Source organism: Flavobacterium sp. HSC-32F16 (genome assembly GCF_024171645.1).
Taxonomy (GTDB): Bacteria; Bacteroidota; Bacteroidia; order Flavobacteriales; family Flavobacteriaceae; genus Flavobacterium.
On record NZ_JALKAC010000013.1, the window covers coordinates 22,877 to 35,832 of the forward strand.

Annotated in this window: 8 protein-coding genes; 3 read left to right on the top strand and 5 right to left on the bottom strand. The window is 32.5% G+C overall.

Features of this window, described 5'->3' with window-relative positions; all coding sequences use genetic code 11:
* Positions 1 to 99: 99 nt before the first annotated feature.
* Positions 100 to 2,217 (top strand): TonB-dependent receptor domain-containing protein, encoded by a 2,118-nt coding sequence (locus L1276_RS24550; RefSeq protein ID WP_253792488.1) that lies wholly within the window; start codon positions 100 to 102, stop codon positions 2,215 to 2,217.
* A gap of 87 nt (positions 2,218 to 2,304) precedes the next feature.
* Here the strand turns inward: L1276_RS24550 and L1276_RS24555 are convergent, their stop codons facing one another.
* Positions 2,305 to 2,910 carry an RsmD family RNA methyltransferase gene (locus tag L1276_RS24555; protein WP_253792490.1) on the bottom strand — a complete coding sequence of 202 codons (606 nt, stop codon included), beginning with the start codon at positions 2,908 to 2,910 and terminating at the stop codon, positions 2,305 to 2,307.
* Positions 2,907 to 3,728, bottom strand: coding sequence for a DUF3822 family protein (locus L1276_RS24560; protein WP_253792492.1), 822 nt, complete (start codon positions 3,726 to 3,728; stop codon positions 2,907 to 2,909). The genes L1276_RS24555 and L1276_RS24560 overlap by 4 nt, the downstream gene beginning before the upstream one ends.
* Before the next feature lie 341 nt (positions 3,729 to 4,069).
* Here L1276_RS24560 and L1276_RS24565 point away from each other — a divergent pair, with 341 nt between their 5' ends.
* On the top strand, positions 4,070 to 5,479 hold the full coding sequence (locus L1276_RS24565; RefSeq protein WP_253792494.1) for an ATP-dependent RecD-like DNA helicase: 1,410 nt from the start codon (positions 4,070 to 4,072) through the stop codon (positions 5,477 to 5,479).
* Between the two features lie 154 nt (positions 5,480 to 5,633).
* A complete protein-coding gene (gene kdsB, locus L1276_RS24570; protein WP_253792496.1) occupies positions 5,634 to 6,368 on the top strand; it encodes a 3-deoxy-manno-octulosonate cytidylyltransferase in 735 nt (244 codons plus the stop codon).
* Between the two features lie 205 nt (positions 6,369 to 6,573).
* Here kdsB and L1276_RS24575 read toward each other — a convergent pair whose 3' ends face one another.
* The 3 genes from L1276_RS24575 to L1276_RS24585 all read right to left on the bottom strand — a co-directional run bounded on the left by L1276_RS24575 (position 6,574) and on the right by L1276_RS24585 (position 12,951).
* A complete protein-coding gene (locus L1276_RS24575) occupies positions 6,574 to 8,985 on the bottom strand; it encodes a thiamine pyrophosphate-dependent enzyme (RefSeq protein WP_253792498.1) in 2,412 nt (803 codons plus the stop codon).
* 189 nt (positions 8,986 to 9,174) lie between these two features.
* Positions 9,175 to 11,922, bottom strand: coding sequence for an aminopeptidase (locus tag L1276_RS24580; protein WP_253792603.1), 2,748 nt, complete (start codon positions 11,920 to 11,922; stop codon positions 9,175 to 9,177).
* A gap of 300 nt (positions 11,923 to 12,222) precedes the next feature.
* Complete coding sequence (locus L1276_RS24585) at positions 12,223 to 12,951, bottom strand: TIGR00730 family Rossman fold protein (RefSeq protein WP_253792500.1); 729 nt, start codon at positions 12,949 to 12,951, stop codon at positions 12,223 to 12,225.
* Positions 12,952 to 12,956 lie beyond the last annotated feature (5 nt).

The window sequence follows — 12,956 nt, forward strand, 5'->3', positions numbered from 1 at the left end:
GGAACAAAAACGACGTTAACTCCGCATTAACCTTCAATTAACCTTCGCTGCTCTTTTTTAGAAGCATTTTTGCATCTCATAAATCAAAAACTTTTAAAAATGAACATTTATCTGCCGTTAAAATTTCTTCTTGCGCTTTTACTTTTTTGTCTTTCATTTGCTGTAAAAGCTCAAAATGAAACGCCGAAAGATTCCATTTCAAATGAACAATTAAAAGAAGTTGTTATCACTCAAAACAAAAAAACGTTTACCAATACAAACGGAAATATAAAAGTTGATGTTGCCAATTCTGTTTATAATGCAATTCCCAATACGGTTGATTTACTTTCAAAACTGCCAACGGTTCAGGTTAGTTCAGATAAAGAAAATATAACGGTTGTTGGTAAAGGAAATCCGCTTATTTATATTGACAATCAAAAGGTGGGAATAAACGATTTAAATGCTTTGGTTCCTGCTGATATTAAAACAATTGAGATCATTCAGAATCCATCTTCCAAATATGAAGCCGAAGGTCGTTCTGTAATTTTAATTACCAGAAAATTTAGTAAAAAAGACAGTTTTAGAACTGATATTTCTGAGGTGGCTTCTTTTAAGAAAAACTACAACAATTATCTCGGTTTTAATTCGAGTTTCAAGAAAAATAAATTAGAATGGAAAGCCAATTTCAATTACAACAGACTCAATCCGTGGGAAAGTCATAGCATTGATTATCAAATTAAAAATGCTGATATTGCTTCAAAATACGATGTTTCGGCGACTACAAAACGAAAACAATATGTTTTTGGCGGAGGTTTGTTTTACAAAATAAACGATGATGATTATTTTTCGTTTAATGTTAGTTCCAGGCTTCGTGACGATACTTTTCCTATCAATACATTTACGTACAACAAAAATCAGGATGCAGAAAATAATGTTTTGACCTGGAGTGATAATTCTAGTAAAAAGAATTTTGTGAACTCGTTCTTAAATTATTCAAAGAAAATAAAAGCCATTAATACACAACTTTTTGCCGGTTTTCAATATTCTAATTTTCAACAGATTCTTATAACTATGGTTGAGAATAATTATAACGAAACAGAATTTAATTTAGCCCAAAACCGAAATCAAAACTTTAATGTTGATGTTTTTTCGGGAAGAATTGATTTGGAAAGAAAGTTTAAAAATGAAATGAATCTGGAATACGGCGGACTTTATTCCTCGGCTAAATCAAAATCAGGTACCGATATTTTTGATTTCGAAAAAAATGAGAATACAGCTTTAAACTATGATTTTAAAGAAGCAAATTCAGCAGCTTATACGCAGCTTTCGGGAAAAATTAAAAAGATCAATTTTTCTGCCGGATTTAGGGTTGAAAATACAAATGTTATCGGGAAATATAAAACAGATTCTTCGCCTTTGATTGATAAAAACTATACGAATGTTTTTCCAAAAGTACAGTTTTCCATGGCTATAGACAGTACAAAAAACATTAGTTTAAATTATGCTAAAAGTATTTCGCGCCCCAATTATTCGTCATTAAGTAATGTTGCTGTTTACATAAATCCGTATTTTGTATACTCCAGTAATATCAATTTGGGGCCGACATTTAATAATGAAATTTCGGCGACTTTTCAGTACAATGACAAATCAGTTAAGGCGAGTTATTATCAAAATAAAAATCCGGCTTATAATAGTTTTTTATTTGATAAAGCTAAAAATATAATGACTTTTAAAGATGTGAATTTTGATAAAGAAACGGGTTTTGGTCTTGATTTTGAACTGCCTTTCACTTATAAATTTTGGACAACAACTAATTCATTGCTATTTTTTCTGGAAAAAGTAGAAGATCCTTCGGCTGAGTTTTTAGATTCAAAACCGTATTTGTATTATTATTCAAATAATGAATTTAAGCTTCCTAAAGACTATACTTTCGTTTTGAGTTTTTGGGGATTAACTGAACAAAAGAAAGGCGTTTTTGAAAGAAATCCCAGATTTGTTGTGGATATGGCACTTTCTAAAACATTCTTAAAAAAATGGAATTGTACTTTGATTTACAATAACGTTTTTAAAAATCTGGCTGAAACCGAAGAATTTACAATTAATGATACAAGTTCAAAAGCAAGATACGTAGTAGATGGACATGAAATTTCGATTTCGGTTAAATATTCTTTCGGGAAAGTTAAAGAAACCGAATTTAAGGGAAAGAATGTGAATGAGAGCGAAAATAGAATTAGATAGAAGTTTTTCAGCTTAAGCGAAGCCATTTGTCAGGTTGAGCGAAGTCGAAACTCCGCTCGATTTGACATATTAGGTGTAGAATAATTTTTAACCTTCGTCTTCTTCAACAATTTTTAATGGAGATTCTCCCGGAAGTTCTTCATCATCATCGGTAGAATTCAATTCGAAGAAACTGAAAAACGAACCGCCGTAACTCTTCTGAAAAGAAAAATTACTTAAATGTTCCATTTTAGTATATTTAGAATGCTCGATAATCATCATTCCATCTTCAGAAAGTAATTCTTTTTCAAAAACAGTAAGAACAATTTTTTCAAAAGCAGCCTGATCTAATCCATAAGGAGGATCGGCAAAAATAATATCGTAAGAGGTTTTGCAATTATCTAAAAATTTGTAAACATCGCTCTTAGTTGCAGCGATGTCAAAATCGTATTCTGAGGAAACTTGTTTAATGAATTTTACGCATCCAAAATCGCCGTCGATTGAGGTAATTGGTGCACTTCCGCGTGAAGCGAATTCATAACTGATATTGCCGGTTCCCGAAAATAAATCTAAAACCTTTAAGCCGTCAAAACTAAAATGATTATTCAAAACATTAAACAATGCTTCTTTACTCATATCAGTCGTAGGTCTTACAGGAAGGTTTTTTGGTGGGAAGATCCTACGCCCTTTGTATTTTCCTGAAATAATTCTCATGATTGAAATAAGATATAATGTTTTTGATTCTGAGCAGTTGTATAGTTGTTTTTTTCTTTTAAAGTACTAACGTCAAGAAAAGAAATATTACGAATGTATTTATAAGCAATAGCATAAAACGGATCGTTTTGATGTATTGTTCCAAGCAATTCCAGTTGAAAAATCTCTGGATTTAGATTTAATTGCTCAGCAGTAAAAAGAATATAATAAATAAAATCTTCAGGAGTTTGATATTCAAAAGAATTGAATAACAATAACTTTTGATTTTGTACTACAATAATTTCAAAATGATCCGGACTAAAGTTTACGACCATTTTTTTATCATCGTTGTTTTTTGAACCTTCCAGTATTTTTTCAACTAAAATACTGTTTACATGTTTGTAGTCAAACGAACCTACATTGTCAATTAAAAAATTATTTATGTTGATATACGGAATGTAAACGGAATGCATTTCGTAATTCAAAATTTGGTCGTAAGTAAAAAAATCTGTGTCAAATACTTTTGTGGTATACTGCAGATAACTTCCTAAATAATCTTCATCAAATAAAGGAGTAGGAACAAAAGTAGAAAGATTGTTATTGTGAATAACTAAAATATCATCGTAAGTTTCTTTTAATTCCGGATGATTTTTGAATGCCGAAGCATACAAATCTTCAATTTTATTTTGTTTTTGAGAAGTATCAAACAGAACTTCGTCAAAAGCAGTAATCGTGTTATTTAAAGTATCAAAGCAACAAAAAGAGAATCCGTTCAGGGAAACCTGAATCGAAAGTTTTTTGTAATTTTTTGTTGTAATATTAGTATTGTGTAATGACATATTTGATTTACAATTCGTTACCTGTTTTGTTTCAAGAAAGAATTTAAGGTGACCACAAACTTACAAATTAAAAAGCAACTAATATAATTGCAATTTTAAAAAACAATATTACAAGAACATTAACAGAGGATTATCGCTGCGTTATTTTTTTTCTTTTTCTAAACCATATAAGTGATATAAGTAATTTAAGCTTACTGGATGTTTATTTTAATTTTTTTAGATCATTAAAATTCATGGAACTAAGAGCAAAGCCTAAAACTTAAATTTACTTATATCACTTATATGGTTTAAAATTGTCATTGCCATTAAAAAGAACGAACTTTGTGTTTCAAATTTACCTTATGAATTCATCCGCATTTTACGGCGTTTTACAAAAAAGATTTCCTTTTGCACCTACTTATAAACAGGATATTTTTTTTCAAAAAATCGCTATTTTTTTGACCGAACCAGCAAACAATACCATTTTTGTACTAAAAGGATATGCCGGAACGGGAAAAACAACCGTGATTTCGACAATCGTAAATAATCTTGGTGATATTAATAAAAAGTTTGTTTTGCTGGCACCAACGGGACGAGCGGCAAAAGTAATTGCAAATTATTCGAACACGGCAGCGTTTACTATTCATAAAAAAATATATTTTCCTAAAAAATCATCGGGCGGAGGAGTAGCTTTTACCAAACAGGTCAACAAACATAAAAACACCATTTTTATAGTCGATGAGGCTTCGATGATTTCGGATAGTACTTTAGACAGTGGTTCGCTTCTGGATGATTTAATTAATTATGTTTATTCGGGAACCAATTGCAAAATGATCCTTTTGGGAGATACAGCGCAGCTTCCTCCAGTAAATTTAGATATTAGCCCGGCTTTAGATACGCATACTTTGGGCGTTCATTATGATAAAGAAATTGAACATATCGAACTTGATGAAGTAATGCGTCAGGAAGAAAGTTCAGGGATTTTATTCAATGCCACTGAATTACGTGAATTATTGAAAGAAAGCTTTATTACAGAGTTTAAATTTAATGTAAAAAAGTTTAAAGACATCGTTCGTTTAACCGATGGCTACGATATTCAGGATGCCATAAATACTGCTTACAGCAATTATAGTATAGAAGATACGGCTTTTATTGTTCGTTCAAATAAAAGAGCAAATCAATACAATGAACAAATCAGAACCAGGATTTTATTTAAAGAAAGCGAACTTTCTGTGGGAGATTTTTTGATGGTTGTAAAGAATAATTATTTTTGGCTTAAAGAAACCGATGAAGCTGGATTTATTGCCAATGGTGATATTATTGAGGTCTTAGAATTATTCGGAATTAAAGAATTATACGGGTTTAATTTTGCAAGAGTAAAAATAAGGATGGTTGATTATCCAGATCAAAAACCTTTTGAAACGGTTTTGATTTTAGATACTATAAAAAGTGAATCTCCATCGTTAACCTACGAAGAATCAAATCGTTTGTACGAAGAAGTAATGAAAGATTATGAAGATGAAACGACAAAGTATAAGAGGTTTCAAAAGGTAAAAGAAAATGAATACTTTAATGGTTTGCAGGTGAAATTCTCCTACGCAATAACGTGTCACAAATCGCAGGGAGGGCAGTGGAATACGGTTTTTATAGAACAGCCCTATTTACCAAACGGAATTGACTCTGATTACATTAGATGGCTTTACACAGCAATGACGCGTGCTAAAAATAAATTGTATTTGATAGGATTTAAAGACGAGAGTTTTGAGGAATAAATTTTCAGCCTCGAATTTCGATGATTTTTACAAATTATTTTTAAGTTCAGCAAATTAGTGTAATTCGTAGCGTAAAAAAGTTTCAGAAAATTTAAAGAAAATATAAATTAATATGAGGAATAAAATTGCTTCTTTCCTCGCAATGATATAAAAAATGAAAATAATAGCGGTAATTCCGGCACGATACGCATCAACACGTTTTCCTGCAAAACTAATGCAGGATTTGGGAGGCAAAACAGTAATTTTAAGAACATATGAAGCTGCGGTTTCAACAAACTTATTTGATGATGTTTTTGTAGTAACCGATTCTGATTTGATTTTTGAAGAAATCGTTTCTAACGGAGGAAAAGCTATAATGAGTATCAAAGAACACGAGTCTGGAAGCGACCGAATTGCTGAGGCTGTTGCTAATCTTGATGTTGATATTGTAGTGAATGTGCAAGGAGATGAACCTTTTACGGAAGCCGGACCTCTGGAACAAGTTTTATCTGTTTTTAAAAATGATCCCGATAAAAAGGTTGATTTGGCTTCGCTTATGCGTGAAATTACAAATGAAGACGAAATCAATAATCCGAATAATGTAAAAGTTGTGGTAGATCAGTCACAGTTTGCGTTGTATTTTTCAAGATCTGTAATTCCATATCCAAGAGAAAAGAATGTTGGAGTAAGATATTTTCAGCATATCGGAATTTACGCTTTCAGAAAGCAGGCTTTATTGGATTTTTACAGTCTTCCAATGAAATCTTTGGAAGCTTCAGAGAAGTTGGAGCAGTTAAGATATTTAGAGTTCGGAAAACGAATTAAAATGGTCGAAACAACCCATGTTGGAATTGGAATTGATACGGCAGAGGATTTGGAAAAGGCCAGGGCTATTTTGGCTTCTAAATAGATTACAGTTAAATAGCACACGAATTTTACTGATTGGCTTTCGCGAAAGCGCGGATTTTTGACGGATTTTTATTTTAATACTAAGTTTGTCATTTCTACGAAGGAGAAATTGCACTCACGAGCCGGCAAATATTGGCGACTTATATAAAACAAAAAAAAGCTCCAAAATTTTGGAGCTTTTTTATTATCTAAAACATTCTAAATCCTTAGTATAAATTAGGAAATTTAGAAGGATTAACTTCATTCATCATGCTGTAAATTTTCTCAAAAATATCTTCGGCAGAAGGTTTAGAGAAATAATCACCATCAGTTCCGTAAGCAGGTCTGTGGGCTTTTGCAGCAAGGGTTTGTGGTTTGCTGTCAAGGTATTTATAAGCATCCTGTTCTTCCAGAATCTGCTGTAAAATGTATGCTGAAGCGCCGCCTGGAACATCTTCGTCGATTACTAAAAGACGATTTGTTTTAGCAATACTTTTTACAATATCTTTATTAATGTCAAACGGAAGTAAAGACTGAATATCAATAACTTCACAGTCAATTCCTAAATCTAATAACTCAGTTGCCGCCTGCTGAACCAGTCTTAAAGTCGATCCGTAAGAAACTAAAGTAATATCGGCACCTTCTTTTAAGGTTTCAACTACACCAATCGGCGTTTTGAATTCACCAAAGTTCAAAGGTGTTTTTTCTTTTAAACGGTAACCATTTAAACATTCAATTACTAAAGCCGGTTCATCACACTCTAAAAGCGTATTGTAAAATCCTGCAGCCTGCGTCATATCTCTAGGAACCAAAACATGAATGCCTCGAATAGCATTTATAATCATTCCCATTGGAGAACCAGAATGCCAGATACCTTCTAAACGGTGTCCGCGGGTTCTGATAATTAATGGTGCTTTTTGTTTTCCAACAGTTCTGTATTGTAAAGTAGCCAAATCATCACTCATGATTTGAATTGCATACAGTAAATAATCAAGATATTGAATTTCGGCGATTGGGCGTAAACCTCTTAAGGCCATACCAATTCCCTGACCAATAATAGTTGCTTCACGAATCCCGACATCGGCAACACGAAGTTCTCCGTATTTTTCCTGCATCCCTTCAAGACCCTGATTTACGTCGCCAATGTTTCCAACATCTTCTCCAAAAATTAAAGTTTCAGGATATTTGCTGAATAAAGCGTCGAAATTATCACGAAGAATCATTCTTCCGTCTAAATCCGGTTTTGCATTTTCGGCATATTGAGGAAGTACTTTTTCTACTGAAAACACATTTTGTGCAGACTCAGAATGTAAATTACTGCTGAATCTTCCCTGTGTAACTCCAATAAAATTTGTAATCCAGTTTGATAGAAGAACTTTGCTGTTTGGAACTTCAATAAAACGAAGAATTTTACGTGCATAAACCAGTAATTCTTTCTTTAAAGGTGCTTTGATCGCATTTAATTCAGAAATATATTTTCTAATTCTTTCTTTATGGTTAATGCTTGCCTCAGCAATCTGCTCTAATAAATCTAAAAGATTTTTTTGATCTTCAATTATCGGATTAATAAAATCATTCCAAGCCTCTTTTTTAGCTTCAAGAACTTCTTTTTTTAATTCAGAATCAATTTCGGCTAATTCTTCTGGAGATGCAATGTTAATAGCAATCATCCATAAACGCATTTGACGGATACAGTCGAAATCTCTTTCCCACGCTAGTCTTTCTGCATTTTTATAACGTTCATGAGAACCAGAAGTAGAGTGGCCTTGTGGCTGTGTTAATTCATTTACGTGAATTAAAACCGGAATATGTTCTTCGCGGGCAACTGCGCCGGCTCTTTCATAAGTCGAAACCAACTCAGCATAATCCCATCCTTTTACTCTAAAGATTTCGTAACCTTTTGAGTCTTCATCACGCTGGTATCCTTTTAAGATCTCAGATATATTTTCTTTTGTAGTTTGATGCTTAGCGTGAACCGAAATTCCGTATTCATCATCCCAGACACTCATTACCATCGGAACTTGTAAAACTCCGGCAGCATTTATGGTTTCAAAAAATAAACCTTCAGATGTACTTGCGTTTCCAATTGTTCCCCACGCAACTTCATTTCCGTCTACAGAAAATTTGTCTTTGATTTTAATACCGCTGACGTTTCTGTAAATTTTTGAAGCCTGAGCCAATCCCAATAATCTTGGCATTTGTCCTGCTGTAGGAGATATATCTGAACTTGAATTTTTTTGTTTTGTTAAATCTTTCCAGGATCCGTCTTCGTTTAAACTGTGCGTTACAAAGTGTCCGCCCATTTGTCTTCCGGCAGACATTGGATCATAATTTAAATCGGTGTGGCCATATAAACCTGCAAAAAATTGTTTTGCTGTTAATTCGCCAATCGCCATCATAAAAGTTTGATCACGATAATAACCAGAGCGAAAATCCCCATCTTTAAAGGCTTTTGCCATTGCAAGCTGCGGCACTTCTTTTCCATCTCCAAAAATCCCGAATTTAGCTTTTCCTGTTAACACCTCTTTACGGCCTAATAAACTACATTCACGGCTTGTTACGGCAATTCTGTAGTCATTCAGTACCTCAGTTCTGAAATCTTCAAAGGTTAAAGTAGTATTGCTTTTTTCTGTTATCATAATCTTGTAGGGGTCATGTTGAGTCTGCGAAATTACTTAAAAACAATCAATAATCATAATTCTTTAAAATAAATATAATTTAATTATTTGTATTTAAAACCAAAAAACTACGTATTTTATTTATGTTATTTCTACTGTTTTTGTTCTTTTTCTGATAATTATTTATGTTTTTGATTAAAATTTATTCAATTAAAACCATTTTCGAGTGAAAAGAGTGACTAATGTTCTTGGAGAAAAAGTTATCACAAATCTAATTTTTTCGTTGTATTTATTTTGTGATATTTCCCATCCATTATTCGAGTAAACCGGAAAATAAAGTTCAAAATAATCAGGAACAAGGTTTAAACGTATACCGCTGTCGTACCCAAAGTACTCTTTTTGATGTTTATTTTTTAAAAATCCAGCGTCTCCATACACTTCAATCCAGTTCCATAACGAATAACTTGCGTTTACAGCTGCCATCCATTGATTGGCGTATGAAGGATTTAATCTGGACTTAAATCCACCTTCGGCAATTACATACTGCTGACTGAAAAAACCTGTAGTTTCAGACCTTCCCAGAATATTGTAATCAAATAAATAATCAGTTGGCTTATCTAAACCAAAACTAAAATAATCTGAATTTGTTGTGTTATAAATGAAACTTCCGGCAAATACCCTCAAGTTTAACTTTCTGTTATTTTCAAATAATCTTCGGTATTCTACTTCTCCGGAAACTTTTCCAAAACCGCTTGAAAACTGAACATCGGTCATTAAATTAAAATGATCTAATAATTCAGTTTTAGTATTAGCATATCTCGCATTAAAAATAGAATAATTAGGTTTAGAATTATCTGTAATAAAAGCACTTGCTTCACGATTTACAATTACCTGACGAAATAAAATAAGCTGTTTTCTATTGTCTCTAAAGTTCTCTTCACGAATTCGAATCTGCACCATCGGATTTAATCTCAAATAAGTGGCATCCGGAGCATAATGATAATAGTTTTGGCTTAGAGAATATCGTACATTATATAAAGTGCTGTTTCGATAATACTGACTCCATGAAAAAGCTGACGAACCAGACAATGTTCCCGCTTTTAAAGAATAAGCCGGATTAATATCAAATATAAACGGTTTGTCTAAAATGGTTTTATTGTGAAAACGTATTCCGGGCGTAAATCCGTCGTAATAATTATAAGTAAGCGTTGGAATATATAAAATCTGGTTGTAATACGGATCTTCTAAATCCTTAGCAAAGTTAAATTTGATTGGGCGATTGGTAATTGCCAGACTTTTTAATGATTTCCAGTTGTTTCTTTGGTTGAATTCAGGAACTTCATTATCATAATTAATAACTAATTTATCTGCATTTTTACGGCTGAATTGATAAACCGAATCGGGTTGTTTTGGTTCAATCCATTCCTTAAAAACAATTTTATTTTTTTTAAGACCATAAACCGGAATTGGCGCATAAATGTCTGTTTTGTTTTTTATTGAAAACTGAACACTGTCAGCAGTTCTCGATACGTTTGTAAACTTATAGTCGATAATTTCTCTGGAATCGATTATAGTATTAAAAAACCAATCCAGATTTTTAGGACTTTTTTTAATTAGAATTTTTTCGAAATCATAACGATTCGTCTGTTGTAATTTATTGAGCTGGTAAAACTCCTGAACACTTTCAGGAACAATATTATGGTTTAAAAAATCATCTAAATAGCTTAAACTTAAACCTGCACGATATTTACTTGCAATTTGTTCGTTAAATTTTATTAAAGTATTTTTTGGATCACCAAGTGGCTGATCCAGATTTTTACGAGCCATTAACATGTAATAATAGCTGTACTGCTCGTTAAAAGTCAGATTAGTAATGTTGTAACTTTTAAAAAGCTTCATTTTCGAAAGTCTGCCCAGCATTTTTTCATCCAAATGATATTCTTCCATGTATTTCATCATGGCATAAATCTGGATTCCGTCATAAACCCAATTGTCTTTTCTTGGGTCGAGACGAAGCGAATTTTTTAAATAGTTGTTGAGATAGGTTTTGAAAAAAGTAATCTCAAACATAAATTCATCCGAAAACGGACTTATAAAAGAAGGAAGCTGATTTAATCCATAAAACGGATTTCTTTCATAATCTGCCTGCGAAACCGTGATTTTTTCGTGTGGATACTTCCCGATAAATTCATTTGCAAAGGCAGCAACACGATTAATTACAATTGCTTTTTGAATCTCGGTTATTTTTTTGTTTTTTAAATCAGAAAGAACCTCGATAGTTCCATTGTTATAACTTCTAAAGTCGTTTTGTTTTTCTATAAACAAATTAAAATCAGTGCGGTTATTTCCAGAAAAGGAATAAATACTGTAAGCTGAATTAGTGCTGTCTTTTGAAACCGAATTTAAATCGGTTATGATAGAATAATTGTTCGGGACTTTTACTTCCAGTTCATAATCTGACACTGCATTTGCAATGTCATCCAGATTAAAATTATTGTATTTCACAAAACTATGATTTTCAAAACGGGCAGGAGTTAAAAACCAGTTTTTTAAGTTCATTCCGTTTTGATCGAACCCGTAATGTGTGAATTTATCGCTCGGAATTTTTGAAATGTATGTGATATGCAAATCAATTTGTTCGCCAGGGAGAAGTTTTTTATTCAGCCGAATAACGATGAAATCAGGGTTTTTCTCTGTTCTTTCCCATTCAAGAGCCATAAAGTTTGAATCGGTCAGGTTTAAAATTGTCGTGTTTCCTCTTTCTACGGCTTTTGCCAAGTGAAAACCGCGATAAAATTCATCTGAAAAACGTTTTGCCAAAGGTGTATTTTTGTTAGCAAAAGCATTGTTCCAATCGTTTAAAACAATCGAATCCAAAGTGTCATTTGAAGTATTAAAATAGGTGATATCCTGTTTTACATTCAGTGTTTTAAGTTCAAGATTAACCGCCACCTCCATCTTAGACTGGTGTTGTGCATATTGCTTTATCGAAGTAAATAAAGCAAAAATTAAAATTATAATTTTAGAGAATGATTTCAAGAATTGGCTTAAAAATTATTGGTTTACCTTAAGTTACGTGTATAAAGATGTTTTGGTTTTGTGTAAAAATAGTACAAAAAAAGCTGTTTAAAAAAACAGCTCTCAATTTTTGTGATACTTAATGTGATTTCACCCTATAAGTGATATAAGTTTATGTTATTTAAGCGGAATTAATGCTTCTTAAATTATCTTGTATAACTTATATGGTTTAAAAAAACATTAGAAATTCGGACTTAAATCGTATTTCTTGTAGAATTTATCTAAAACATCAACTACTTCATCCTCTGTGTCTACGATTTTGAATAAGTTCAAATCTTCCGGGCTTACCGTATGCATTTTTTCTACCAAAACTGTTTTTACCCATTCGATCAAACCAGACCAAAATTCTACGCCAACTAATATAATTGGGAATTTTCCAATTTTCTTAGTCTGGATTAAAGTAATCGCTTCAAACATTTCGTCAAGCGTTCCAAAACCTCCAGGCATAACCACAAAACCTTGTGAATATTTTACGAACATTACTTTTCTCACAAAGAAATAATCGAAATTAAGGTTTTTGTCGTGATCAATATAAGGGTTAAAATGCTGTTCAAAAGGCAGTTCGATGTTTAAACCAACCGAAGTTCCACCGCCTAAATGCGCACCTTTATTTCCGGCTTCCATAATTCCCGGGCCTCCTCCCGTAATTACGCCATAACCGGCTTTACTAATTTTAAAAGCAATTTTTTCTGCCAGTAAATAATATTTATCATCTGGTTTTGTTCTCGCCGATCCAAAAATAGATACACATGGTCCAATACGCCCCATGCTCTCGTAACCGTTTACAAATTCGGACATGATTTTAAAAATCGCCCAGCTGTCATTGGTTCGAATTTCATTCCAGGTTTTTTGTTTTAAACTGTCCTGGATTACTTTATCCTCATCATTATCAAAATCTTCTAATCTCATTTTAG